We start from the raw sequence: 25,417 nt of genomic DNA, 5'->3' as shown, positions 1-25,417 counted from the left end.
TCAGGCCGCCCGCGCGCTCACAGGCTCTTCGTCGGATGTTCCGGGAAGCGGCGGGGACGCCCGTCGGAGGAGGAACGGCGGGAGGGGACGAAGCCGTCGCGGGACGGACGCAGGGCCGCGTCCGTCGTGTTGACCCGGGGCAGGGCGTAGGGGTGCTCGTCGGCGAGCCAGCGGATCATCCCCTCGCGGACCGTGACCCGCACCGTCCAGATGTCGTCCGCGTCCTTCGCCGTCACCAGGGCGCGTACCTGCATGGTGTTCTGGGTGGTGTCCGTGACGGTCAGGTTGTAGTCGCGGCCGTCCCAGGCCGGGCACTCGCGCAGGATGTCGCGCAGCCGCTCGCGCATCAGATCCAGCGGTGCCGTGTGGTCGAGGTGCCAGTAGACGATGCCGGTCATCTGCGGGGTGCCGCGCGACCAGTTCTCGAACGGCTTGGAGGTGAAATACGACACGGGCATGGTGATCCGGCGCTCGTCCCAGGTGCGCACGGCCAGGAACGTGAGCGTGATCTCCTCGACCGTCCCCCACTCCCCGTCGACCACGACCGTGTCCCCCATGCGCACCATGTCGCCGAAGGCGATCTGGAACCCGGCGAACATGTTGCTGAGCGTGGACTGCGCCGCTATGCCGGCCACGATGCCGAGCACACCGGCCGAGGCCAGCAGCGAGGCACCCGCCGCGCGCATCGCCGGGAACGTCAGCAGCATCGACGCCACGGCGACCACGCCGACGACCGCCGAGACCACGCGCATGATCAGCGACACCTGGGTGCGCACCCGCCGCACCCGGGCCGGGTCGCGCTGGGCGTGGGCGTGGGCGTAGCGGGAGTAGGACGTCTCGACGACCGCGGCGGCGATGCGGATCACCAGCCAGGCCACCGAGCCGATCAGCAGCAGCGTCAGCACCCGGCCGACCGCCGGCCGGTGGTCGGGGAACACCTGGGCCTCGACGTACGACCCTCTGAGCAGGGCCGCGCACAGCATCACCTGGTACGGGATGCGGGCGCGGCGCAGCAGCCCCCACATGGGCGTCTCGGGGTGCCGTCCGTCGGCCTTGCGCAGCAGCAGGTCGGTGGCCCACCCGATGACCAGGGTCAACAGGATGGAACCACCGACCACGATCAGTGGGCGGAGTATGGTCTCCATCCCTCGAACGTAACCGGACCCGGCGCGCTGTGAACCTGTGACTTCCGTCCCGCCCCGGGTATCGCCGCGCATCGCCCTGTCACACCCGGCTGGCACCATGGCCTCATGAACATCGTGCTCTTTCACTCGACCCTCGGCCCGAGGCCCGCGGTGCGACAGGCCGCCGACCGGCTGCGCGACGCCGGGCACCAGGTGTGGACCCCGGACCTCTTCGAGGGCCGTACCTTCGAGACGGTCGAGGAGGGCATGGCCCATCAGGACGGGATCGGCCGGGAGGAGCTGCTGAAGCGGGCGGTGCTGGCCGCCGCGCCCTATTCCGAACGCGGGCTGGTCTACGCCGGGTTCTCGCTCGGTGCCTCCATCGCGCAGACCCTCGCCCTCGGCGACCACCGGGCCCGCGGACTGCTCCTGCTGCACGGGACCTCGGACATCGCGCCCAACGCCTCGGTCGACGACCTGCCGGTCCAGCTGCACGTGGCCGAGCCGGACGCCTTCGAGACGGACGACTGGCTCAGCGCCTGGTACCTCCAGATGGGCCGGATCGGCGCCGACGTCGAGGTGCACAGATACGCCGGGGCCGGCCACCTCTACACCGACCCCGAGCTGCCGGACTACGACGCGGAGGCGGCCGAGGCCACCTGGCGGGTGGCGCTCGGCTTCCTCGGCTCGCTCCAGGAGGCCGACGGGACTCAGACGGGGGAGTAGACCCGCTCCACCCGCTGCGTGCCGCTGCGCGTGCGGTACGAACGGGCCCACGTCGACGTGGCGTCCGCGTCCGTGCGGTCGGAGACGACGTAGTAGTCCATCTGCGTCCGGTCGGCGGTGACGTCCAGGACGCCGTAGCCGTGCCGGTCGGTGTCGACCCAGTGGACGTGCCGGTTCGCGGCCCGGATGACCGGTGCCGCGACCGCCGAGACCGTGCCCTCGGGGACCTTCAGGATGTCGTCGAGGTTGTCGGAGGTCACCGAGGTGACGACGAACTCCGTGGCGGCCGGGGCGGACAGCGGGTACGTGGCGGCGTTGTGCGGCACGTCGTTGGCCCACGCCATGTGGATGTCGCCGGTGAGGAACACCGTGTTGCGGACGGCGTGCGCGCGCAGGTGGGCCAGCAGTTCGCGGCGGTCGTCGGTGTAGCCGTCCCACTGGTCGGTGTTGAGGGCGAGGCCCTCCTTGGGCAGCCCGAGCAGTTCGGCGAGGGGCTTCAGCAGCTCGGCGGGGATCGACCCGATGGCGAACGGCGAGATCATCACCGAGTTGCCGACCAGCCGCCAGGTGGTGTCGGAGGAGGCGAGCCCGGTCTTCAGCCAGTCCAGCTGGGCCCGGCCGGTGAGGGTGCGCTCCGGGTCGTCGACCTCGCCGTCGCCGAGCGTCACCTGCTGGGAGCGGAAGGAGCGCAGGTCCAGGAGGGACAGGTCGGCCAGCTTGCCGAAGCGCAGCCGGCGGTAGGTGGTGCCGGCGATCGCGGGACGGACCGGCATCCACTCGAAGTAGGCCCGCTTGGCGGCCGTCTGACGCGCCGCCCAGGCTCCCTCGGCGCCCTCGGTGTGGTTCTCGGCGCCGCCCGACCAGGTGTCGTTGGCGATCTCGTGGTCGTCCCAGATCGCCACGACCGGCGCGGCGGCGTGCAGCGCCTGGAGGTCGGGGTCGGTCTTGTACATGCCGTGCCGGACGCGGTAGTCGGCGAGGGTGACGATCTCGTGGGCGGGCGCGTGCGGCCGTACGACGGTGTCGCGGGTGCCGTACTCGCCGGTGCCGTACTCGTAGATGTAGTCGCCCAGGTGCAGCCAGGCGTCCAGGTCGCCGCGGGCCGCGAGGTGGCGGTACGAGGAGAAGTGGCCGGCCTCCCAGTTGGAGCAGGAGACCACGCCGAAGCGCAGGCCCGCCACGGCGGCGTCGGCCGCGGGGGCGGTGCGGGTGCGGGCGGCGGGGGAGTCGGTGGGGCCGGCGGAGAAGCGGAACCAGTAGTCGGTGGCGGGCGCGAGGCCCCGGACGTCCGCCTTGACGGTGTGGTCGGAGGCGGCGGTCGCCGTGGTGGACCCCTTCGAGACGATGTTCGTGAACGCCCGGTCCGTGGCGACGACCCAGCTCACCTCGGTGTCCGGGCCGATCCCGGAGCCCGGTATCGCATCGGGGGCCGGGGTCACCCTGGTCCACAGCAGGACGCCGTCGGGCAGCGGATCGCCGGAGGCCACGCCGTGCAGGAAGGCGGGGGCGGCGTCGGCGGCCCGGGCGGGCAGCGCGGCGGTGAGCGGGGCGGCCAGGACGGTGCCGGCCGCCGCGGCCTTGACGACCGTACGGCGGCTCGGCGTCCGCGGGTCCACGCGCGCGGCGGAGGGCGGCGGGAAGGTGCTCTCGGATGATCTGTGTCGACTGGTCACGGACGATCAGGTTACTGATCGGTATGCGCGCGAGCGGGCGAACTCGCAAAAGTTCGCCCGCTCGTTCGCCGTGCTTCCCTACGGCGTCATCCCCGGCCGGGGATCACTTGGTGACGCCGGCGTCCTTGAGCGCCTTCTGCCAGTCGGCGTCCGTGCTCGGGGTCTCGATCACCTTGTCGTCGATCTTGACGGTCGGGGTCGACTGGACGTCCTCGGCCTTCTGGAAGGCGTCGCCCATCTTCATCGCCCAGGCGTCGTAGGTGCCCTTCTTCACGGCGTCCTGGAACTTCTTGTTGTTCTTCAGGGCGTCGACCGAGTTCGCCACCTTGATCAGGTAGTCGTCCTTGGCGAACTCGTCGGTGGACTCCTCCGGGTGGTACTCGGCGGAGTACAGCGCCGTCTTGTAGTCGATGAACGCCTCGGGGCTGACGTTCAGCGCGGCGCCGAGCGCGCTGAGCGCGTTCTTCGAGCCCTCGCCGCCGAGGTTGCCGTCGAGGAAGGTGCCGATGGTGAAGGAGAGCTTGTAGGTGCCGTCCTCCATGCCCTTGTTGACGGCCTCGCCGATGGTCTGCTCGAAGTTGGCGCAGCCCGGGCAGCGCGGGTCCTCGTAGAGGTGGACGACGTGGTCGCTCTTGGACTCGCCGAGGGTGACCGTGGTGCCGTTCTTGCCGGAGGTGTTGGCCGGGGCCACCACCTTGGCGTCGGCGGCCTTCTCCCAGCCCGAGGGCTCGTTCATCTGCATGACGGCGTAGCCGATGCCGCCGGCTATCGCCAGCACGCCGACGATCGAGCCGGCCACGATGACCTGCCGCTTGGCCTTGTCGCGCTTGGCCTGACGCTCGCGCTCCTGGCGCAGCCGCTCACGGGCCGCCGACTTGGCCGCCTGACTGTTCCGCTTGCTCATGGTGGTGATCTCTCCGGGGACGCGCACACGGTCCGTGTGCGGAGTACGTACGGGGGATGGCTGGTGCTCGGTCGCGTGTCACACGAGGGCGACCGGGCTCGGCGGTCCGCGCCGTCCCAGGGAGTGCGTGAGGATGCGCTCGCGGGCGCCGGTGGTGCGGCGGGCCGGGGACGCCGGGCGGCGCACCGCCGGGGCCCGGCGCACGCGCACGGCCGCGACGGCGAGCAGCAGCGGCCGGAACGTGGTGGCGGCGACCGCGCCGAGCAGCTGGGCCAGCGCGCGCTCGCCGCGCCGCAGCCAGGCCGCCGCCAGCAGGCCGACGCCGACGTGCGCGCCGAGCAGCAGCCAGGCGGTCCTGGGGTCGGCGTCGGCGAGCACGGTCGCCAGCCGGTCGGTCTCGGCGCCGGTCACCCGGGTCAGCGGGGCGGCCACACCGGCGTGGACGCCGGTGCCGTCGCCGCACAGCACGTCGAAGCCGACGGAGCGCAGCGGACCGGCGACCGGGCCGCCCGCCCGGCCGTAGCAGACGTGCTGGCCGGTGGTGAAGAGCGTGTCGGCGGCCAGTTCCAGCGGGATGAGCAGGGCGGCGATCCGTCCGAAGCCGCGCTCGCGCCGCCCGGCGAGGGCGTACGCGATCAGGAACACGGCGGCGGCGACCGCGGCCACCGCGGGCAGCGGCAGCGGAACCCCGGACAGCAGCACGTGCGACGCGGTGCTGAGGGTCACGACGAATGCCGTGAACAGCGCCGCGCGGACGGCTCTGAGCGGGGTTCCGGATATGTCCATAGCGATTGACGAGTGTGTCACGGGTCCCGGTAAGGGAGCCCTAAAGGGTGCCTGTGAGAGAGCCGACGGTTACAGACCCGGAATCCGGCCGTTGCGGAACAGGTCGACGAAGGTCTGGTGGTCACCGCGCGCGCGTGCGCCGTACCGGTGCGCGAAGTCGACCAGGAGGGGCGCGAAGCCCTCCTCGTCGGCCGCGATCGCCGCGTCGATGGCCCGCTCGGTGGAGAACGGCACCAGGGACTCCCCGGACTGGTCGTCCGCCGCCGCGTGCATGGCGGCCGTGGCCCGGCCCAGGTCGGCGACGACCTCGGCGATCTCCTCCGGGTCGTCGATGTCGCCCCAGTCCAGGTCGACGGCGTACGGCGAGACCTCCGCGACCAGCTGACCGGCGCCGTCCAGCTCGGTCCACCCGAGCCAGGGGTCGGCGTGCGCCTGGAGGGCGCGCTGGGAGATCACCGTGCGGTGGCCCTCGTGCTGGAAGTAGTCCCGGATCGCCTGGTCGGTGACGTGACGGGAGACCGCCGGGGTCTGGGCCTGCTTGACGTAGATCACGACGTCGTTCTCCAGAGCGTCGCTGTTGCCCTCCAGCAGGATGTTGTACGAGGGCAGTCCGGCCGATCCGATGCCGATGCCGCGGCGGCCGACGACGTCCTTCACGCGGTAGGAGTCGGGGCGGGTCAGGGACGACTCGGGGAGCGTCTCCAGGTAGCCGTCGAAGGCGGCGAGCACCTTGTAGCGGGTGGCCGCGTCCAGCTCGATGGAGCCGCCGCCGGGGGCGAAGCGGCGCTCGAAGTCACGGATCTCGGTCATCGACTCCAGCAGCCCGAAGCGGGTCAGGGAGCGGGCGACGCGCAGCGCCCCGAGGAGCGGCCCCTCCGCGGTGTCCAGCGTGAACGGCGGCACCTCGTCGCTCTTGGCGCCGGTGGCCAGGGCGTGGATCCGCTCGCGGTACGCGTCCGCGTACACCCGCACCAGCGTGGAGATCTGCTCGTCGCTGAGCGCCTTCGCGTACCCGATCAGCGCGACGGAGGCGGCGAAGCGCTTGAGGTCCCAGGTGAAGGGGCCGACGTACGCCTCGTCGAAGTCGTTGACGTTGAAGATCAGCCGGCCGGTGGAGTCCATGTACGTGCCGAAGTTCTCCGCGTGCAGGTCGCCGTGGATCCACACCCGGGAGGTCCGGTCGTCCAGGTACGGGCCGTCGTGCTGGGAACCGAACTCCTGGTCGACGGTCAAATCGTGGTAAAAGAGGCTTGCGGTGCCGCGGTAGAACGCGAAGGCCGAGGCCGCCATCTTCCGGAACTTCACGCGGAACGCCGCCGGGTCCGCGGCCAGCAGCTGGCCGAAGGCGGTGTCGAAGACGGCGAGGATCTCCTCGCCGCGCTCCTCGTTGAGCTGCGGGACCGACATGCCTGGTGCCTCCTGGTGCGGATGGTGCGTGACGAGTGGAGCTGATCTTCGGGTGGACTTCACTCGGACCAACGTTCGAGGGGGTGCGGGAGTGCCCGCGCCCGGGGCTCGCCCCGACACGCCGGCCCGCCTGTCGAAGGTACGCGGGGAAGCCCTCGGAGTGTCAGTGGCGAGGCATAGACTTCGACGCTGACCCCCCGGACTGACCGCAGCCCGTAGCCCACAGTTTTCTCAGGAGGCCGCACGTGTCCAAGCCGCCGTTCACGCACCTGCACGTCCACACCCAGTACTCGCTGCTGGACGGTGCCGCGCGGCTGAAGGACATGTTCGACGCCTGCAACGAGATGGGCATGTCGCACATCGCCATGTCCGACCACGGCAACCTGCACGGGGCGTACGACTTCTTCCACTCCGCGAAGAAGGCCGGGGTCACCCCGATCATCGGCATCGAGGCGTACGTCGCCCCCGAGTCCCGCCGCAACAAGCGCAAGATCCAGTGGGGCCAGCCGCACCAGAAGCGGGACGACGTCTCGGGTTCGGGTGGTTACACCCACAAGACCATGTGGGCGACGAACAGCACCGGCCTGCACAACCTCTTCCGGCTCTCGTCCGACGCGTACGCCGAGGGCTGGCTGCAGAAGTGGCCGCGGATGGACAAAGAGACCATCTCCCAGTGGTCCGAGGGGATCGTCGCCTCCACCGGCTGCCCCTCCGGCGAGGTCCAGACCCGCCTGCGCCTCGGCCACTTCGACGAGGCCCTCCAGGCGGCCTCCGACTACCAGGACATCTTCGGCAAGGACCGCTACTTCCTGGAGCTGATGGACCACGGCATCGAGATCGAGCACCGGGTCCGCGACGGGCTGCTGGAGATCGGCAGGAAGCTCGGCATCCCGCCCCTGGTGACGAACGACTCGCACTACACCTACGCGCACGAGGCCACCGCCCACGACGCCCTGCTGTGCATCCAGACCGGCAAGAACCTCTCCGACCCGGACCGCTTCCGGTTCGACGGCACCGGCTACTACCTGAAGTCGACGGACGAGATGTACGCCATCGACTCCTCCGACGCCTGGCAGGAGGGCTGCGCCAACACGCGCCTGATCGCCGAGATGATCGACACCACCGGCATGTTCGAGAAGCGCGACCTCATGCCGAAGTTCGACATCCCCGAGGGCTACACCGAGGTCACCTGGTTCCAGGAGGAGGTCCGCCGCGGCATGGCGCGCCGCTTCCCCGGCGGCGTCCCCGAGGACCGCCAGAAGCAGGCCGAGTACGAGATGGACGTCATCATCCAGATGGGGTTCCCGGGGTACTTCCTGGTGGTCGCCGACTTCATCATGTGGGCCAAGAACCAGGGCATCGCGGTGGGCCCGGGCCGAGGCTCCGCGGCCGGCTCGATCGTGGCGTACGCCATGGGCATCACCGACCTCGACCCGATCCCGCACGGCCTGATCTTCGAGCGGTTCCTCAACCCCGAGCGCGTCTCCATGCCCGACGTCGACATCGACTTCGACGAGCGCAGGCGCGTCGAGGTGATCAGGTACGTGACGGAGAAGTACGGCGCCGACAAGGTCGCCATGATCGGCACGTACGGCAAGATCAAGGCGAAGAACGCCATCAAGGACTCCGCGCGCGTGCTGGGCTACCCGTACGCGATGGGCGACCGCCTCACCAAGGCCATGCCCGCCGACGTCCTCGGCAAGGGCATCGACCTCAACGGCATCACGGACCCGACCCACCCCCGCTACAGCGAGGCCGGCGAGATCCGCGCGATGTACGAGAACGAGCCGGACGTGAAGAAGGTCATCGACACCGCCAAGGGCGTCGAGGGCCTGGTGCGGCAGATGGGCGTGCACGCGGCCGGCGTGATCATGTCCAGCGAGCCCATCGTCGACCACGCCCCGATCTGGGTGCGGCACACCGACGGCGTGACCATCACGCAGTGGGACTACCCGCAGTGCGAGTCGCTCGGCCTGCTGAAGATGGACTTCCTCGGCCTGCGCAACCTCACGATCATGGACGACGCCGTCAAGATGGTGAAGTCCAACAAGGGCATCGACCTCGACCTGCTGTCGCTGCCGCTGGACGACCCCACGACCTTCGACCTGCTCCAGCGCGGCGACACCCTCGGCGTCTTCCAGTTCGACGGCGGCCCCATGCGCTCGCTGCTGCGCCTGATGAAGCCCGACAACTTCGAGGACATCTCCGCCGTCTCCGCGCTCTACCGTCCCGGCCCGATGGGCATGGACTCGCACACCAACTACGCGCTGCGCAAGAACGGCCTCCAGGAGATCACGCCGATCCACAAGGAGCTGGAGGAGCCGCTCCAGGAGGTCCTGTCCGTCACCTACGGCCTGATCGTCTACCAGGAGCAGGTGCAGAAGGCGGCGCAGATCATCGCCGGCTACTCGCTCGGCGAGGCCGACATCCTGCGCCGCGTGATGGGCAAGAAGAAGCCCGACGAACTGGCGAAGAACTTCGTCCTCTTCCAGGAGGGCGCCCGTAAGAAGGGCTACAGCGACGAGGCCATCCAGGCCCTGTGGGACGTGCTGGTCCCCTTCGCCGGCTACGCCTTCAACAAGGCGCACTCGGCGGCGTACGGACTGGTCTCGTACTGGACGGCCTACCTCAAGGCCAACCACCCCGCCGAGTACATGGCGGCCCTGCTCACCTCGGTCAAGGACGACAAGGACAAGTCGGCGGTCTACCTCAACGAGTGCCGGCGCATGGGCATCAAGGTCCTGCCGCCCAACGTCAACGAGTCCATGTCGAACTTCGCCGCCCAGGGCGACGACGTGATCCTCTTCGGCCTCTCCGCCGTGCGCAACGTCGGCACCAACGTCGTCGAGTCGATCATCAGGTGCCGCAAGGCGAAGGGGAAGTACGCCTCCTTCCCCGACTACCTGGACAAGGTGGAGGCGGTCGTCTGCAACAAGCGGACGACCGAGTCGCTGATCAAGGCGGGCGCCTTCGACGAGATGGGCCACACCCGCAAGGGCCTCACCGCGCAGTACGAGCCGATGATCGACAACGTGGTCGCGGTCAAGCGCAAGGAGGCCGAGGGGCAGTTCGACCTCTTCGGCGGCATGGGCGACGAGCAGAGCGACGAACCCGGCTTCGGACTCGACGTCGTCTTCGGCGAGGACGAGTGGGACAAGACCTACCTGCTCGCCCAGGAGCGGGAGATGCTCGGTCTCTACGTCTCCGACCACCCGCTGTTCGGCCTGGAGCACGTGCTGTCCGACAAGGCCGACGCGGGCATCTCGCAGCTCACCGGCGGTGACTTCGGCGACGGCGCGGTCGTCACCATCGGCGGGATCATCTCCGGCCTCCAGCGCAAGATGACCAAGCAGGGCAACGCCTGGGCGATCGCCACCGTCGAGGACCTGGCCGGCTCCATCGAGTGCATGTTCTTCCCGGCGACCTACCAGCTGGTGTCCACCCAACTCGTCGAGGACGCCGTGGTGTTCGTCAAGGGGCGCCTGGACAAGCGGGAGGACGTGCCGCGCCTGGTCGCGATGGAGCTGATGGTCCCCGACCTGTCCAACGCGGGCACCAACGCGCCCGTGGTCCTCACCATCCCGGCGACCAGGGTCACGCCGCCGATGGTCAGCCGCCTCGGCGAGATCCTCACGCACCACCGGGGCGACAGCGAGGTCCGGATCAAGCTCCAGGGGCCGACGAAGACGACGGTGCTGCGCCTGGACCGGCACCGGGTGAAGCCGGACCCGGCCCTGTTCGGCGACCTGAAGGTGCTGCTCGGACCGTCCTGCCTGGCGGGCTGAGCGCCGGGGAGCCGCCCGACGGGCCGGGTGGGGAGGTGTGTCGGTGACGCGCGAAGGGGCGCCCCCGGTCTCCGGGTGCGCCCCTCGTCCGTGCCGGGCCGCTACGGCCCGTCGCACCGCCGTCAGTTGTGGCCGAAGCGCTTCTGCCGCTTGCGGGAGGCCGCGTCGCCGGGCGTGGTCAGCTGCGGGGAGTGGTGCTCCTCGCGGTCCAGCACCGTCGACTCGGCGGTGTGCGGGGCACGCTCGGCCTGGGGCTGCTTACGATCACGGCTGTTCTTGTTCTTGGCCATGGTGATCTACCTCCTGAGGGGGATCTAGGGGCCAGGGCCGTTCTCAGATTCACATAGGCCAACAAAGAACGCATATCGGGCAATTACCGTGTGTGACGCGGCTCGTCGGGGCGCGGGGTGCCGAAACGCCACGCCGAAGATCGAGTTCGGGCCGTTAACCTCCGCGTGGTCGGGCAGACTCGAAGGAAGCCCGAAGCAAACCTCCCGGAAAGAGGGTGGATCGCGTGGACCGCTGCATCGTCCTGGTGGATGCCGGGTATCTGCTGGGGGCCGCCGCGAGTCTCCTCGCCGGAGAGCCCTCACGCTCGCGCATCACCGTCGACCACGCCGCCCTCGTCCAAGGGCTGCGCGAACGCGCCGAGTCGGACACCGGCCGGCCGCTGCTGCGCATCTACTGGTTCGACGGCGCCCCCGACCGCGTCCCGCAGCCCGAACACCGCAGGCTGCGCGTGATGTCCCGGGTCACGGTCCGGCTCGGCGCGCTCACCCGCAGTGACGGCCGCTGGGCGCAGAAGGGCGTCGACGCCGCCATGCACGCCGAGCTGACCGAGCTGGCCCGCAACCGCGCCTGCTCCGACGTCGTCCTGGTGACCGGCGACGGCGACCTGCTGCCGGGCATGATGGCCGCCAAGGAGCACGGCGTCGCCGTACACCTGTGGGCCGTGCAGGCCGCCGACGGCGACTACAACCAGTCCGAGGACCTGGTCGCCGAGGCCGACGAGCGACGCGTCCTGGACCGTACGTGGATCACCAAGGCCGTACGCGCCAAGGAACTCGGCGGGATCTGCGCGCCGCCGCCCGTGCCCCGCCCCGAGATCGCCGCGATCCTCTCCGCGCCGCTGCCCGAGTCCGCGCTGACCGCCGCCGCCGAACGCCGCGCCGAGGAGCCGGAGCACCCCACCACGACCAGCGCCGCGCGCAACGGCAGCGAGGAGCGCGTCCCGCCCGCCAAGGGCGTCCCCACCCCCAAGGACCTCGCCGCCCTGCGCGCCCCCGGCGCCCCCGCCACCCCGCCCCACCCCCCGAGCGCCACCCTGCGCTGGTCCTCCGACAAGGGCTGGGTCGACCGGCCCGTCGCCGAGCCGGCCGAGGCCGCCTCCATGCCGACCCTGGCGCAGCTCACCACGGCCGAGCAGCGCTGGGCCGACCGCGAGGAGGACATCACCACGGTCGGCGGCGATCCGTACGAGGTCGGGCAGGTCTTCGCCCGCCGCTGGCTGGAACGCCTCGGCGACCACGGCCACCTCCAGAAGCTCTCCGGCATGTACCCCCGCATCCCGCACCGCGTCGACGGCGAGCTGCTGCGCTATGCCGCCCGCTTCGGGCTGCTCGCCCACAAGGACGACCAGATCGACGAGCACGACCGGTACGCGATCCGGGCCGGGTTCTGGCGGGAGATCGACGTGCGCACGGCGACCGAGCGCACTCCCGTGGCGGACTGACGCACCCTCGCGGCGGGCTGAGTACGCCCCCGCGGCGGGCTGAGCCCGCCCCCCGCAGCGGACTGAGTCCGCACTCCTGCCCTGTCCGGCGGGCCCTCGGCAGCGTCCGGTGAGCCCTCGGGGCTTCCCGGCTGAATCGACACTTATGGGCGGACCCGAGGGCGGGGCGCGGGGACGGACCCCGTAGTCTCGTCCCTTGTGAGTACGCGCGCGGCACAGGCACTTCGACCCGGTGGCGATGCCGTGTGCGCGGTGCGCGGACTGACCAAGACCTACCCGGCGGTACGCGGCCGGCGCGGCGTACCCGCCACGCCCGAGGTCCGGGCCACCGACGACGTGACCCTGGAGATCCGCCGCGGCGAGATCTTCGGACTGCTCGGGCCCAACGGCGCCGGCAAGTCCACCCTCGTCCGCCAGCTCACCGGCCTGATGCGGCCCGACAGCGGCGGAGTGGAGATCCTCGGCCACGACATCGTGCGCCACCCGGAGCGGGCCGCGCGCATCCTCGCCTACCTCGGGCAGGAGTCCAGCGCCCTGGACGAGCTGACCGTGTCCCTCGCCGCCGAGACCACCGGGCGGCTGCGCGGCCTGGAGGTGCGGAAGGCGCGAGCCGAGCGGGACGCCGTCCTCGACGAGCTGGGCCTGACCCCGCTCGCCGCCCGCCCGATCAAGAAGCTCTCCGGCGGCCAGCGCCGCCTGGCCTGCTTCGCCGCCGCGCTGGTGGGCGAGCGCCCGCTGCTCGTCCTGGACGAGCCGACCACGGGCATGGACCCGGTGGCCCGGCGCGCGGTGTGGGCGGCCGTGGACCGGCGGCGCGCCGAGCGCGGCACCACCGTGCTGCTCGTCACCCACAACGTCATCGAGGCAGAGACCGTCCTCGACCGCGTCGCCGTCCTCGACCGGGGCCGCGTGATCGCCTGCGACACGCCCTCCGGGCTCAAGGAGAAGGTCGCCGGGGAGGTCCGCGTCGACCTGGTGTGGCGCGAGAGCGCTCCGCTGCACGTCCCCGAGGTCGCCGCCCTGCGCGACCGCGCCGCCGAGTCGGGACGCCGCTGGACGCTGCGGCTCGCCCCCGAGGAGGCCCGCGCGGTCGTCGCCACGGTCACCGGCGGCGCCGCCTTCGCGGCCCTGGACGACTTCACCCTCGCCACGCCCAGCCTGGAGGACGTGTACCTGGCGCTGGGCGGCGCCGCGCGGCAGGGGCTGGTGAGGGCTTGAGCACCGAAACGGTGAGCACATCGGCCGCCGCGTCCGTATCCACGGGGGCGACCGCTTCGAAGGACCCCGGCCGAAGCATCGAAGGACCCGACGAAGGGGAGCAGCGCGACGTGAGTGTCGTACCCGCCGAAGTCCTGCCGGGCGGTGCCCTGGCCGTCGAGGAGCGGGGCACCGCCCGCGCCGCCGAGCTCGGGCCCAAGGCGCGGCTGTGGCCCTCCCTGGTGGCCGTGTACCGGGCCCAGCTGTCCCGGGCCCGGGTCGCGCGGATCCCGCTGCTGTTCGTGGCCACCTTCCAGTCCGTCGGCATCATGATCCTCATGCGCGGGGTCGTGGACGGCGGCGGCGAGGCGCAGGCCGTGGTCGCCGGGGCGGCGGTGCTCGTCGTGGCCTTCGTCGCGCTGAACCTCCTCGCCCAGTACTTCGGCCAGCTGCGCGCCAGCGGCGGGCTCGACCACTACGCGACGCTGCCGGTGCCGCCGGCCGCGGTCGTGCTGGGCGCGGCGGGCGCGTACGCGTCGTTCACCGTGCCGGGGACCGTGGTGACGGCGGTGTTCGGGTGCCTGCTGTTCGGTCTGCCGATGACGCACCTGTGGGTGCTGGTGGCCGTGATCCCGCTGGCGGGCGCCGCGCTCGCCGGGCTGGGCGCGGCCCTGGGCCTGCTCGCGCCGCGGCCCGAGTTCGCCACCCTGCTGGGCCAGCTGGGCATGTCGGCGGCGCTGCTGCTGGGCGTGCTGCCGGCCGAGCGGATGCCGGAGGCGGTCCGGCTGGCGCGGGACCTGCTGCCCTCGACGTACGGCGTCGAGGCCTTCGCGCGCACGTTCGGCGACCGGCCCGACTGGGCCTTCGTCCTCGGGGACCTCGCGGTGTGCGCGGTGGTCGGCGTGATCTCGCTGGCCGTGGCCACCTGGGCGTACCGCCGGGCCGCCGTCCGGTGACGCGCCGCACAGGCGGGTTTGGCACGATGGCGGGGTGACCGCACCTCTGACTCCGCCACCACCGCCGAACGAACACTCGTCGTACCAGGGCGGGCCGGTGCCGCCGCCCGTGGGCGCGCACGCGGTGGGCGGCGCGCCCGGCGCCCCGCACGACCACCACGGCGAACAGGACGGCCCCGGGATGATGACCGAAGTGCGGCAGGCCGCCGTGGCCGCGGTGGTCATGGCGCTCTCCGGCGCGCTGCTCGGCGTGCTGTGGTGGAAGCTGGCGCCGACCGTGCCGCTGGTCGGCGACCTGGTCGATGACAGCTGGGTCGTCTACCTCAAGGACTCCGAGGGCGAGCAGGCGGTCGGCGTCGACGGCACGTTCACGCTGCTCGCGCTGGCCTTCGGAGCGGTCAGCGCGGTGGCCGTCTTTCTGCTGCGCCGGCGCGGAGGCGTGCCGCTGGTGGCGGCGCTGGGCGTCGGCGGGCTGCTCGGCTCGCTGCTCGCGTGGCGGGTCGGGGTGTGGCTGGGCCCCGCGACGGACGTGATCGCCCACGCGAAGGACGTCGGCAAGGGGGTGACCTTCTCCGCGCCCCTGAAGCTGGGGGCGAAGGGGGCGCTGCTGGCGTGGTCCGTGGCGGCCCTGGTGGTCCACCTGACGCTGACGGGCCTGTTCGGCCCCCGGGACCCGGAGCCCGACCCCTGGCCGGCCCCGCAGCAGCATTCCCCGGGGCCGTTCGGGGAGCGGTCGGCGTAGTCCGGGGCGGGGGGGGGGCGGGTCCGGCGGGCGGCGTGCGGGTCTGGCGGGTGGCGTGCGGGCTTCCGGCGGGCGGCGTGCGGGCCCGATGGGCGGCGTGCGGGCTTCCGGCGGGTGGCGTGCGGGCCCGATGGGCGGCGTGCGGGTCTGGCGTGGGGCTTGCGGGCCCGCTGGGCGGCGTGCGGGTCCGGCGGGCGGCGTGCGGCTCCTCCGACCTGCGGAGCCACACGGCCGGTGGACGGCACGCGGGCCCGGTCGGCGGCGTGAGGGCCCGACCGGTGGGGCCGCGGGGCCGGTCGGCGGAGCGGGCCGTGTTCTTCGGTGTGGGCCGTCCGGTCAGCCGGGACGGGCCACGGAGGGCGGCTCTTGGCGGGGGCTACCCGCGGCCGATCGGCGCCAGGACCGCGTCCGTGAGCTTGGCCAGGTCGGCGGGGGACAGCTCGACCTCCAGGCCCCGTCGGCCCGCGGAGACGCAGACCGTGTCGTGGCCCGAGGCCGACGCGTCCAGGACCGTCGGGAGCCGCTTGCGCTGGCCCAGCGGGGAGATGCCGCCCCGCACATAGCCCGTGGTGCGCTCGGCCAGGGCCGGATCCGCCATCGCCGCGCGCTTGCCGCCCACCGCCGCGGCCAGCGCCTTCAGGTCCAGCTGGCCCGCCACCGGCACCACGGCGACCGTCAGCGCGCCGTCGACGTCCGCCACCAGCGTCTTGAAGACCCGCTCCGGCGAGACGCCCATCGCCTCGGCCGCCTCCTCGCCGTAGGACGGGTGGGCGGGATCGTGCTCGTACGCGTGGACGGTGTACGTCACCCCGGCCGCCGCGAGCGCCACCGTCGCGGGGGTGCCGCCGGACTGCTGCTGCTTCTTCGGCTTCTTCGCCATGCGGGCCAGTACCTCAGTTGGGGCTCGTCGGGCCGTGCGTCAGCTCCGACGCCGGCAGGGAGGGCAGCGTACGGATGATGGCGGTCTCGGAGCGAAGGAGTTTCAGCTCGTCGCGCAGGCGGGACGCGGTGTCCGGGGCCTGGAGCAGACGCTGCTTGGTCGGCGTGTCGAGCATCATCGCGGCGGCGACCAGGTAGGAGACCACGCCCGGTTCGTCCGGCAGGTCGGTGCCGGTCGCCAGCGACCGCTCGCGCGCCCCCGCGAGCCGCTTCTGGTACTGCCGGAAGGAGCGCAGCACGCCCTCGGCCAGCGCCCCCGCCTCGTCGCCGGGTTCCTCGGCGAGCGGCTCCAGCTCGGCCGTCAGGAACGGGCCGGAGGCGTCCACGGAGAGCAGCCGCACCCGTGTCGTACCGGTCGCCAGCACCTCGAAGGTGCCGTCGGCGCGTTCACGGATCGTCGCCGCGTCCGCGACGCAGCCCACCTTGTGGAACGCCTTGAGCGGGTCGGACCCGAACCCGGCCGTCGGCCCCCGCTCCAGCGTGGTCGTCGGGTCGGGCATGCCGGGCGCGCTCCCGGCCACCTCGTAGCCGTCGCGGATCGCCACGACGGCGAACCGGCGCGGTTCGTCCTCGGACGTCTTGAGCAACTCGCGCATCATGGCGCGATAGCGCTCCTCGAAGATGTTGAGCGGGAGCACCAGCCCCGGGAACAGCACGGAGTTCAGCGGGAAGAGGGGGAGCCGGACGGTGGTCACGACGCAGAAGCCTAATGGTCGCCGGGGCACACGCGATCGCCGCGCCCACTTCGTGGATACCCCGGGCCTCTCCACCCGGGCGTGGCGGCCGTCGCCGTGAGCACCTGGGCGCGCACCTGGAGGAAGCGGCCGAGCGGGTCGTCCGTGTCCCGGTCCCAGGGGAAGGACGTGACGTACGGGCCGGTCAGGCGCAGCTGCTCCGCCGCGTCACCGAGGCGCTCCAGACGCACCAGGACGTACGCCAGCAGGTTCCGCAGCTCCGCGGGCCACGGATCGGCTGCCGGGTGGGCGGCCGACAGGGTGATGGCGCGGTCGGCCGCCGCGTGCAGGCGGGCCCGGTGCGGGCCGGCCGCGTCGCCGCCCTCGCCGGCGGTCAGGCAGGTGAAGGCCGCCCGCAGCGGCAGCGCCCGCACGAGCGCGTCCTCGGGCGCGTCCTGCGCCGCGGTCTCCGCGAAGTCCAGGCACTCCCGGTGGGCGCCGGGCGAGGCGGCGGCCAGGTACTCCAGGGCGGCGACGTGACAGCCGTAGTGGTGCGGGGAGCGGCGGACCGCCTGCGCCCACAGCCGCTCGAACTCGGCGTGTCCGGCGCCCGCGCCCCGCGCGGCGTCCAGCGCGGTGCGCCACGGCACCGGGTCGCGCCCGGCGGCCTCGGCGGCGGCCGCGAGCGCCGGGGCGGCCTGGCGCAGTAGTTCGGCGCGGGCCGGGGAGTCCCAGCACCGGTCCACCGTCAGGCGGGCCTCGACCAGCAGGGCGTCGGGGTCGTCCGGGGCGGTGGCGCGCCAGTTCACCAGCCATTCGGCGCGTGAGCGGGCGAAGGCGGCGAGCCGGGTCGCGTACCGGTCGCGGTGCTCCCACTCGGCGTGCTCCCGGGTGCCGGCGAGGAGGCCGGCCGCGGGGGCGTGGTCACCGCGGGCCGCGGCGACCAGGGCGGGGCCGAGGCGGTGGTCGGGGGCGTCGAGGAGCACGTCGTCGTCTTGGACGAGCCGTGACGCCCGGGAGCGGGCCCGGGCCGCCGTCCGGAGGAACGCGCGCAGCATGGCCTGTACGACGGCCGACGGTTCGGGATGGTTGTGCGGCCCCGGCTCCCCTTTCGGCCGTTCGGGTACGAGCCGTACGGCCCCGGCCCCAGTCCGGGTTCCGGCCCCGGCCCCGGTCCCGGGCCGGGTCCCGACCCCGGGCCGGGTCCCGACCCCGGGCCGGGTCCCGGCCCAGCCCCACGGCGCGGGGTCAGCTGCGGCGGAGCAGCCGGGTCGCCCCCGCCGCCACCGTCGTCGCCAGGACCCAGCCCAGCAGGATCAGCACCGTGGCCAGCCACTGCCAGCCGCCCCTCAGCTGCCAGAAGCCGACCTGGCCGAGGTCGATGACCGGCAGGAGCAGGTCGAGGGCGAAGAGGGCCGGGTTCCAGTCCGGGTGCTCGCCGCTCTTCAGCGGGGGCGGCGCGGCGCGGGCGAAGGCGAGCGAACCCGCCGCCCACAGCACCGCCATCCACACCGCGGCCCGGCCCGGCCGGTAACCGTAGGCGACCGTCCAGTCCTGCGCGTATCCCACGAGCTTCGCGGCGACGGGCAGGCTCTCCCGGCGTCTGCGGTGCTTGGCGAGCAGCACCTCGCGGGCGTCCTCGTCCTCGCCGCCGGCCCGCAGCACCGCGGCGAGGCGCTCGTACGGCTCCGGGTGGTACTCGGCGGTCGCGGCGCCCACCCACCGCAGCCGCTTCTCCAGCGGGAACGGCCCCCGCGGCACCAGGTTCTCGTAGGCGAAGCCGCCCATGTGCAGCCGGCCGGGGCCGGGCCAGCTGTCCGCCCGGTCCATCAGGTTGACCACCCGCGCCCCGGACAGCACCACCCGCCCGCGCGCCGGCCGCTCACCGAGGAACCGCAGCTCGGGCGTCTGCACCCGGCGCAACGACAACTCCTGGTCGTCGGTGAACGTGAACCGGGCGTGCTCGAGGTCGACCGCGTCGCCGAACCGCCCGTCGTCCAGCCGAACCCCGCCCTCGCACTCGAAGCGCTGGATCCACGTGCCCTGCGCCGGGGTGGTGCCCCGCAGCAGCGGGCTGCCCAGCCCGGCCGGGGTCATGTAGAGCGTGCGCTGCACGGTCAGCCGCGGCGCGTTCAGCGCGTGCCGCGTGTACGGGTTGAGGAGCCGGGCCCCGCGCAGGTTCAGGGAGACGCCGACCTGGGCGCTGCGCAGGCTCACCTCGCCGTGCGACTCCAGCAGCTCGGCCTGGAGGTCCTGGCCGACGGTCATGCCGTCCGCGGCGATGGAACGGCCGCTGCGGTCCCGGTGCACGACCGCCTGGTTGAGCAGCAGGTCGGTGCCTATCTGCGCGTCGGTGAGCCGGACGCCGGACCGGAACCGGCAGCGCGGCAGGTGCAGGTCGCCCTCGGTCTGGAGCCGGGCCGCCTCCAGCCGCGGCACCGCGCAGTCCACCAACCGCACCGTCGTGAAACGGGTCTCCGGCAGCAGGACCTCCCGCTCGAAGCGGCAGCCCCGCAACTCGACGTAGGGCTCCACCGTGCCGCCCGCGAGATCCATCGTGCCGCTGATCCGCACGCCCACGAGCTGCAGCGAGGACACGCGGCCCGCGAGCGCGGGCGGCCCGTCGAGGAGCAGCCAGCACACGATGCGGGCCCGCACGGTCCGCTCCGGCCCCCACGGGTGCCCGCCGTGCGGGTCGTCGGCGAGCGCGTCGCCGCTGGACAGGTCGTACACGCTGCCGTTCCGGAATGCCTGCCACATGCCCGCCTCGGCGGCGGTCAGGTCGTCCGGCAGCTCTCCGTCACGATGGCCGGCCCCCTCGGTCACGGCGCTTCACTCCCTCCCCACCTACTCGCCGGTCGCTCACTCTTCGTACAACTGTTCATGCCCACTGGGTGACCGTCTGAACACTCAAAGTGAGCACGAACTGCCGGGCGGTGGCGGGCCCGTCGGGAGGCGTCGCGTTCTGTATCACTCATTGATACGCGCGGACGGTCCCCGACGCGGGTCTGAGAGAATTGGTTCCGTGATCTCCCGAATCGATCTGCGCGGCGACGCCCTCCCCGAGGGCCCCGCCCTGCGCGACCTGCTGCCCCGAGCCGACTTCGACGTCTCGGCCGCCCTGGAGAAGGTGCGTCCGATCTGCGAGGCCGTGCATCATCGTGGCGACGCGGCGCTGATCGACTTCGCCGAGCAGTTCGACGGCGTCCGGCTCGACCAGGTGCGGGTCCCGGCCGCCGCGCTCACCCGCGCGCTTCAGGAGCTGGATCCGGCCGTGCGCGCCGCGCTGGAGGAGTCCGTCCGCCGCGCCCGCCTCGTCCACCGCGCCCAGCGCCGCACCACCCACACCACGCAGGTCGTCCCCGGCGGCTCGGTCACCGAGAAGTGGGTGCCGGTCGAGCGGGTCGGGCTGTACGCGCCCGGCGGCCGGTCGGTCTACCCGTCGTCCGTGATCATGAACGTCGTGCCCGCGCAGGAGGCCGGCGTCGAGTCGATCGCGCTCGCCTCCCCGGCGCAGGCCGAGTTCGGCGGGCTCCCGCATCCCACGATCCTCGCCGCCTGCGCCCTGCTCGGCGTCGACGAGGTGTACGCGGCCGGCGGCGCCACCGCCGTCGCGATGTTCGCGTACGGCACCGAGTCCTGCCCGCCCGCCAACATGGTCACCGGCCCCGGCAACATCTGGGTGGCCGCCGCCAAGCGCTACTTCACGGGGAAGATCGGCATCGACGCCGAGGCCGGCCCCACCGAGATCGCCGTCCTCGCCGACTCCACGGCCGACCCGGTGCACGTCGCCTCCGACCTGATCAGCCAGGCCGAGCACGACCCGCTGGCCGCCGCCGTCCTGGTCACCGACTCCGCGGAGCTCGCGGACGCGGTCGAGAAGGAACTCCGGCCGCAGGTCGAGGCCACCAAGCACATCGACGACCGGATCGTGCCCGCGCTGAAGGGCCGCCAGTCCGCGATCGTCCTGGTCGACGGCCTGGAGGAGGGGCTGCGGGTCGTCGACGCCTACGGCGCCGAGCACCTGGAGATCCAGACCGCCGACGCCGCCGCCCTCGCCGACCGCGTCAAGAACGCCGGCGCGGTCTTCGTCGGCCCCTGGGCGCCCGTCTCGCTCGGTGACTACGCGGCGGGGTCCAACCACGTCCTGCCCACCGGCGGCTGCGCCTGCCACTCCTCGGGCCTGTCCGTGCAGTCCTTCCTGCGCGGCATCCACATCGTCGACTACACGCGCGACGCGCTCGCCGAGGTCGCGCACCACGTGGTGACGCTGGCGGAGGCGGAGGACCTGCCCGCGCACGGCGCGGCGATCAAGGCGCGGTTCGACTGGAAGGTGCCGGGAAGCAAGTGAACGTCCGGATCGACGATCTCCCCGTACGGGACGAGCTGCGCGGCAAGTCCCCCTACGGCGCGCCCCAGTTGGACGTGCCGGTACGGCTGAACACCAACGAGAACCCCTACCCGCTGCCCGACGCGCTGGTCGAGCGGATCACCGAGCGGGTCCGCGAGGCCGCCCGGAACCTCAACCGCTACCCCGACCGGGACGCGGTCGAGCTGCGCACCAAGCTCGCCGAGTACCTCACGGACACCGCCGGGTACGCCGTGGACATGAGCAACGTCTGGGCGGCCAACGGCTCCAACGAGGTCATCCAGCAGCTGCTGCAGACCTTCGGCGGGCCGGGCCGCACCGCGATCGGTTTCGAGCCGTCGTACTCGATGCACGGGCTCATCGCGCGCGGCACCGGCACGGGCTGGATCTCCGGCCCGCGCCACGACGACTTCACCGTCGACGTGCCCGCCGCGCGGCAGGCCATCGCCGAGCACCGCCCGGACGTCGTCTTCATCACGACCCCCAACAACCCCACCGGCAACGCGGTCCCCGCCGAGACGGTCCTCGCCCTCTACGACGCCGCGCAGGCCGCGAAGCCCTCGATGGTCGTCGTGGACGAGGCGTACGTCGAGTTCAGCCACGGCGCCTCGCTGCTGCCGCTGCTGGACGGCCGGCCGAACCTGGTGATCTCCCGCACGATGTCCAAGGCGTTCGGCGCCGCGGGACTGCGCCTGGGCTACCTCGCCGCGCACCCCGCCGTCGTCGACGCCGTCCAGCTCGTACGGCTTCCGTATCACCTCTCGGCCGTCACCCAGGCGACCGCGCTGGCCGCCCTGGAGCACACGGACACGCTGCTGAAGTACGTCGAGCAGCTGAAGACCGAGCGGGACCGGCTGGTAGCCGAACTGCGGGCCCTCGGCTACGAGGTGACCGAGTCCGACGCCAACTTCGTCCAGTTCGGGCGGTTCGCCGACGCGCACGAGGTCTGGCGGAAGATCCTCGACCGGGGCGTCCTGGTCCGGGACAACGGCGTACCGGGCTGGCTGCGGGTGACCGCCGGCACCCCCCAGGAGAACGACGCGTTCCTCGACGCGGTCCGTGAACTGAAGAAGGAGCAGAGCGCATGAGCCGCGTAGGGCGCGTGGAGCGCACCACCAAGGAGACCTCGGTCCTCGTCGAGATCGACCTCGACGGCACCGGCAAGACCGACATCGCCACCGGCGTCGGCTTCTACGACCACATGCTCGACCAGCTCGGCCGGCACGGTCTGTTCGACCTCACCGTGAAGACCGACGGCGACCTGCACATCGACTCCCACCACACCATCGAGGACACCGCCCTCGCGCTGGGCGCCGCCTTCAAGCAGGCCCTCGGCGACAAGGTGGGCATCTACCGCTTCGGCAACTGCACGGTCCCGCTGGACGAGTCCCTCGCCCAGGTCACCGTCGACCTCTCCGGCCGCCCCTACCTCGTGCACACCGAGCCCGAGAAGATGGCGCCGATGATCGGCGAGTACGACACCACGATGACCCGGCACATCCTGGAGTCCTTCGTCGCCCAGGCCCAGGTCGCCCTGCACGTGCACGTGCCGTACGGGCGCAACGCGCACCACATCGTGGAGTGCCAGTTCAAGGCGCTGGCCCGCGCCCTGCGCTACGCCTCGGAGCGCGACCCGCGCGCGGCCGGCATCCTGCCCTCCACGAAGGGCGCGCTCTAAGCCATGAACGGTACGTCCACCGCACTGATCGTCGTCGGCCTGTTCTTCATCGGCGGCATCATCTCCTTCGCCAAGCAGCAGATGCCCAAGGGGCTGATCGTGCTGCTGTCCATCGGCGCCGCGATGTGCCTCTTCGCGGGCGTCCTGAGGCTGGAGGTGTGGAGTTGACCTCCGCGAGCCCCGCCAAGAAGGTCGTCGTCTTCGACTACGGCTTCGGCAACGTCCGCTCCGCCGAGCGTGCCCTCGCGCGCGCGGGGGCCGACGTCGAGATCACCCGTGACTACGACACGGCCATGAACGCCGACGGGCTGCTGGTCCCCGGCGTCGGCGCCTTCGCCGCCTGTATGGACGGACTCAGGGCGGCGCGCGGCGACTGGGTCGTCGAGCGCCGGCTGGCCGGCGGACGCCCGGTGATGGGCATCTGCGTCGGCATGCAGATCCTGTTCGCTCGCGGCATCGAGCACGGCGTGGAGGCCGAGGGCCTGGACGAGTGGCCCGGCACGGTCGGACCGCTCCAGGCCGACATCGTGCCGCACATGGGCTGGAACACGGTCGAGGCGGCGGCCGGCTCCCAGCTCTTCGCGGGCCTGGACGCGGACGCCCGCTTCTACTTCGTGCACTCCTACGCGGTCCACGACTGGACCCTGGAGGCGCACAACCCGCTGATCGCCGCCCCCAAGGTCACCTGGTCCACGCACGGCAAGCCCTTCGTGGCCGCCGTGGAGAACGGTGCCCTGTGGGCCACGCAGTTCCACCCCGAGAAGTCCGGCGACGCCGGAGCCCAGCTCCTCACCAACTGGATCGAGACCCTGTAGAGATGAGCAAGCTCGAACTCCTCCCCGCCGTCGACATCCGCGACGGCCAGGCCGTCCGCCTCGTGCACGGCGAGTCCGGCACCGAGACGTCCTACGGCTCCCCGCTGGAGGCCGCGCTGGCGTGGCAGCGCTCCGGCGCCGAGTGGCTGCACCTGGTCGACCTGGACGCCGCGTTCGGCACCGGGGACAACCGCGAGCTGATCGCCGAGGTCGCCAAGGCGATGGACATCAAGGTGGAGCTGTCCGGCGGCATCCGCGACGACGACACGCTCGCCGCCGCCCTCGCCACCGGCTGCACCCGTGTCAACCTCGGCACGGCCGCGCTGGAGACCCCCGAGTGGGTCGCCAAGGTCATCGCCGAGCACGGCGACAAGATCGCGGTGGGTCTCGACGTGCGCGGCACGACCCTGCGCGGACGCGGCTGGACCCGCGACGGCGGCGACCTCTACGAGACGCTGGACCGCCTGAACAAGGAGGGCTGCGCCCGCTACGTCGTCACCGACATCGCCAAGGACGGCACCCTCCAGGGCCCCAACCTGGAGCTCCTGAAGAACGTCTGCGCGGCCACCGACCGTCCGGTCGTGGCGTCGGGCGGCGTGTCGTCCCTGGACGACCTCCGCGCGATCGCCGGTCTGGTCCCGGCCGGTGTCGAGGGGGCCATCGTCGGGAAGGCCCTGTACGCGAAGGCGTTCACCCTGGAAGAAGCCTTGGAGGCTGTTGCGTCATGACATCCGAAGCCGTACGGCGCGTGCAGAGCGGAAGTCCCTGGGAAGAGTCCTTCGGTTTCGCACGGGCCGTGGCGGCGGGTGATCGTGTCATCGTGGCGGCCACGACCGCGTTCAAGGGCGATGTGCTGTACGGCGAGGGCGACCCCTACGAGCAGACCAAGGTCGCCTTCGCCACCGCGCTCGAGGCGATCGGCGAGTTCGGGCTGGGCATCGGGTCCGTCATCCGGACCCGCGTGCACCTGGCCCACTCCCGTGACGTCGACGAGGTGGGCCGCGCCCACAAGGAGCTGTTCGACTCCGTGCGCCCGGTCACGACCCTGCTGGTCGTGGAGGGCTTCATGGACTCGCGGGTCCTGGTGTCGGTGGAGCTGGAAGCATTCAGAGAGCTGTAAGAGGCAGCACAAGAGGCATCGAAGGAGCCGTGGATTCATGACCCTGGCGGTCCGAGTCATCCCCTGCCTGGACGTGGACAACGGCCGGGTCGTCAAGGGCGTCAACTTCCAGAACCTGCGCGACGCGGGCGACCCCGTCGAGATGGCCAAGGTGTACGACGCCGAGGGCGCCGACGAGCTGACGTTCCTGGACATCACCGCCTCGTCGGGCAACCGCGAGACGACGTACGACGTGGTGCGCCGCACCGCCGAGCAGGTGTTCATCCCGCTCACCGTGGGCGGCGGCGTGCGCACCGCCGACGACGTCGACAAGCTGCTGCGGGCCGGTGCGGACAAGGTGGGCGTGAACACCGCCGCCATCGCCCGCCCCGACCTGATCCGCGAGATCGCCGAGCGCTTCGGCCGCCAGGTGCTGGTCCTGTCGGTCGACGCCCGCCGCACCGAGGCCGGCACCTTCGAGGTGACCACCCACGGCGGCCGGCGCGGCACCGGCATCGACGCGGTGGAGTGGGCCCACCGCGCGGCCGAGCTGGGCGCGGGGGAGATCCTGCTGAACTCGATGGACGCGGACGGCACGAAGGACGGCTACGACCTGGAGATGATCGCGGCGGTGCGGAAGCACGTGACCGTCCCGGTGATCGCCTCCGGCGGCGCGGGCCGCCTCGCCGACTTCCCCCCGGCCGTCGACGCGGGCGCCGACGCGGTACTGGCGGCGTCCGTGTTCCACTTCGGCGACCTGCGCATCGGGCAGGTGAAGGAGACGCTGCGGGGGGCGGGGCATCCGGTGCGC

At 72.3% G+C, this 25,417-nt stretch carries 24 protein-coding genes; 14 read left to right on the top strand and 10 right to left on the bottom strand.

The genetic code is table 11. The features are described from left to right. Window positions 1-17: 17 nt before the first annotated feature. Window positions 18-1,145: a mechanosensitive ion channel family protein gene (locus ACFIF2_RS17580; RefSeq protein ID WP_395573593.1), complete on the bottom strand. Its 1,128-nt coding sequence runs from the start codon at window positions 1,143-1,145 to the stop codon at window positions 18-20. Between the two features lie 105 nt (window positions 1,146-1,250). Here ACFIF2_RS17580 and ACFIF2_RS17575 point away from each other — a divergent pair, with 105 nt between their 5' ends. Further along, a complete protein-coding gene (locus ACFIF2_RS17575; RefSeq protein ID WP_395573592.1) occupies window positions 1,251-1,850 on the top strand; it encodes a dienelactone hydrolase family protein in 600 nt (199 codons plus the stop codon). Here ACFIF2_RS17575 and ACFIF2_RS17570 read toward each other — a convergent pair. The 4 genes from ACFIF2_RS17570 to ACFIF2_RS17555 all read right to left on the bottom strand — a co-directional run bounded on the left by ACFIF2_RS17570 (window position 1,835) and on the right by ACFIF2_RS17555 (window position 6,620). Beyond that, window positions 1,835-3,523, bottom strand: a complete 1,689-nt coding sequence (locus ACFIF2_RS17570; RefSeq protein WP_395573591.1) for an alkaline phosphatase D family protein — start codon at window positions 3,521-3,523, stop codon at window positions 1,835-1,837. The two genes, ACFIF2_RS17575 and ACFIF2_RS17570, sit on opposite strands and share 16 nt — an antisense overlap. A gap of 103 nt (window positions 3,524-3,626) precedes the next feature. Continuing rightward, on the bottom strand, window positions 3,627-4,427 hold the full coding sequence (locus tag ACFIF2_RS17565; RefSeq protein WP_395573590.1) for a DsbA family protein: 801 nt from the start codon (window positions 4,425-4,427) through the stop codon (window positions 3,627-3,629). 78 nt (window positions 4,428-4,505) lie between these two features. Then, on the bottom strand, window positions 4,506-5,213 hold the full coding sequence (locus tag ACFIF2_RS17560) for a hypothetical protein (protein WP_395573589.1): 708 nt from the start codon (window positions 5,211-5,213) through the stop codon (window positions 4,506-4,508). Window positions 5,214-5,282: 69 nt separating this feature from the next. Next, window positions 5,283-6,620 carry a DUF2252 domain-containing protein gene (locus ACFIF2_RS17555; protein WP_395573588.1) on the bottom strand — a complete coding sequence of 446 codons (1,338 nt, stop codon included), beginning with the start codon at window positions 6,618-6,620 and terminating at the stop codon, window positions 5,283-5,285. A gap of 245 nt (window positions 6,621-6,865) precedes the next feature. Here ACFIF2_RS17555 and dnaE point away from each other — a divergent pair, with 245 nt between their 5' ends. After that, window positions 6,866-10,405: a DNA polymerase III subunit alpha gene (dnaE, locus tag ACFIF2_RS17550; RefSeq protein WP_395573587.1), complete on the top strand. Its 3,540-nt coding sequence runs from the start codon at window positions 6,866-6,868 to the stop codon at window positions 10,403-10,405. Window positions 10,406-10,527: 122 nt separating this feature from the next. Here the strand turns inward: dnaE and ACFIF2_RS17545 are convergent, their stop codons facing one another. Next, complete coding sequence (locus tag ACFIF2_RS17545; RefSeq protein WP_395573586.1) at window positions 10,528-10,695, bottom strand: hypothetical protein; 168 nt, start codon at window positions 10,693-10,695, stop codon at window positions 10,528-10,530. 224 nt (window positions 10,696-10,919) lie between these two features. Here ACFIF2_RS17545 and ACFIF2_RS17540 point away from each other — a divergent pair, with 224 nt between their 5' ends. From ACFIF2_RS17540 to ACFIF2_RS17525, 4 genes are all read left to right on the top strand, one after another. Beyond that, window positions 10,920-12,137 (top strand): NYN domain-containing protein, encoded by a 1,218-nt coding sequence (locus ACFIF2_RS17540; RefSeq protein ID WP_395573585.1) that lies wholly within the window; start codon window positions 10,920-10,922, stop codon window positions 12,135-12,137. A 243-nt stretch (window positions 12,138-12,380) separates the two neighbouring features. Further along, window positions 12,381-13,355 (top strand): ABC transporter ATP-binding protein, encoded by a 975-nt coding sequence (locus ACFIF2_RS17535; protein ID WP_395573910.1) that lies wholly within the window; start codon window positions 12,381-12,383, stop codon window positions 13,353-13,355. A gap of 110 nt (window positions 13,356-13,465) precedes the next feature. Then, window positions 13,466-14,290, top strand: coding sequence for an ABC transporter permease (locus ACFIF2_RS17530; RefSeq protein WP_395573584.1), 825 nt, complete (start codon window positions 13,466-13,468; stop codon window positions 14,288-14,290). Window positions 14,291-14,324: 34 nt separating this feature from the next. Beyond that, complete coding sequence (locus tag ACFIF2_RS17525; RefSeq protein ID WP_395573583.1) at window positions 14,325-15,032, top strand: AAA family ATPase; 708 nt, start codon at window positions 14,325-14,327, stop codon at window positions 15,030-15,032. 376 nt (window positions 15,033-15,408) lie between these two features. On the opposite strand, the gene ybaK is transcribed toward ACFIF2_RS17525, so the two are convergent. The 4 genes from ybaK to ACFIF2_RS17505 form a co-directional block, all read right to left on the bottom strand. Further along, window positions 15,409-15,912, bottom strand: coding sequence for a Cys-tRNA(Pro) deacylase (gene ybaK / locus ACFIF2_RS17520; RefSeq protein WP_395573582.1), 504 nt, complete (start codon window positions 15,910-15,912; stop codon window positions 15,409-15,411). 13 nt (window positions 15,913-15,925) lie between these two features. Further along, window positions 15,926-16,666: an LON peptidase substrate-binding domain-containing protein gene (locus ACFIF2_RS17515; protein ID WP_395573581.1), complete on the bottom strand. Its 741-nt coding sequence runs from the start codon at window positions 16,664-16,666 to the stop codon at window positions 15,926-15,928. 11 nt (window positions 16,667-16,677) lie between these two features. Then, window positions 16,678-17,703, bottom strand: coding sequence for a hypothetical protein (locus ACFIF2_RS17510; protein ID WP_395573580.1), 1,026 nt, complete (start codon window positions 17,701-17,703; stop codon window positions 16,678-16,680). Between the two features lie 190 nt (window positions 17,704-17,893). Beyond that, window positions 17,894-19,471, bottom strand: coding sequence for an oxidoreductase (locus ACFIF2_RS17505; protein WP_395573579.1), 1,578 nt, complete (start codon window positions 19,469-19,471; stop codon window positions 17,894-17,896). Between the two features lie 199 nt (window positions 19,472-19,670). On the opposite strand from ACFIF2_RS17505, the gene hisD reads away from it, so the two are divergent. The 8 genes from hisD to hisF all read left to right on the top strand — a co-directional run. Beyond that, on the top strand, window positions 19,671-20,996 hold the full coding sequence (gene hisD, locus ACFIF2_RS17500; protein ID WP_395573578.1) for a histidinol dehydrogenase: 1,326 nt from the start codon (window positions 19,671-19,673) through the stop codon (window positions 20,994-20,996). Beyond that, on the top strand, window positions 20,993-22,102 hold the full coding sequence (locus ACFIF2_RS17495) for a histidinol-phosphate transaminase (protein WP_395573577.1): 1,110 nt from the start codon (window positions 20,993-20,995) through the stop codon (window positions 22,100-22,102). Before hisD ends, ACFIF2_RS17495 begins: the two co-directional genes overlap by 4 nt. Further along, window positions 22,099-22,692, top strand: coding sequence for an imidazoleglycerol-phosphate dehydratase HisB (hisB, locus tag ACFIF2_RS17490; protein WP_055416452.1), 594 nt, complete (start codon window positions 22,099-22,101; stop codon window positions 22,690-22,692). Before ACFIF2_RS17495 ends, hisB begins: the two co-directional genes overlap by 4 nt. A gap of 3 nt (window positions 22,693-22,695) precedes the next feature. After that, window positions 22,696-22,860 carry a hypothetical protein gene (locus tag ACFIF2_RS17485; RefSeq protein ID WP_179350155.1) on the top strand — a complete coding sequence of 55 codons (165 nt, stop codon included), beginning with the start codon at window positions 22,696-22,698 and terminating at the stop codon, window positions 22,858-22,860. Then, window positions 22,851-23,507, top strand: a complete 657-nt coding sequence (hisH, locus tag ACFIF2_RS17480) for an imidazole glycerol phosphate synthase subunit HisH (protein WP_395573576.1) — start codon at window positions 22,851-22,853, stop codon at window positions 23,505-23,507. Before ACFIF2_RS17485 ends, hisH begins: the two co-directional genes overlap by 10 nt. Window positions 23,508-23,509: 2 nt before the next feature. Then, window positions 23,510-24,235, top strand: coding sequence for a bifunctional 1-(5-phosphoribosyl)-5-((5-phosphoribosylamino)methylideneamino)imidazole-4-carboxamide isomerase/phosphoribosylanthranilate isomerase PriA (gene priA, locus ACFIF2_RS17475; protein ID WP_395573575.1), 726 nt, complete (start codon window positions 23,510-23,512; stop codon window positions 24,233-24,235). After that, window positions 24,232-24,627 carry a RidA family protein gene (locus ACFIF2_RS17470; RefSeq protein WP_395573574.1) on the top strand — a complete coding sequence of 132 codons (396 nt, stop codon included), beginning with the start codon at window positions 24,232-24,234 and terminating at the stop codon, window positions 24,625-24,627. Before priA ends, ACFIF2_RS17470 begins: the two co-directional genes overlap by 4 nt. 37 nt (window positions 24,628-24,664) lie before the next feature. Beyond that, the coding region (gene hisF, locus ACFIF2_RS17465; RefSeq protein ID WP_395573573.1) for an imidazole glycerol phosphate synthase subunit HisF at window positions 24,665-25,417 on the top strand (753 nt) is incomplete at its 3' end.

It is taken from the genome of Streptomyces sp. BK79 (assembly GCF_044142145.1).
Lineage (GTDB): Bacteria > Actinomycetota > Actinomycetes > Streptomycetales > Streptomycetaceae > Streptomyces.
This window is presented reverse-complemented; position numbering and strand designations above follow the sequence as displayed.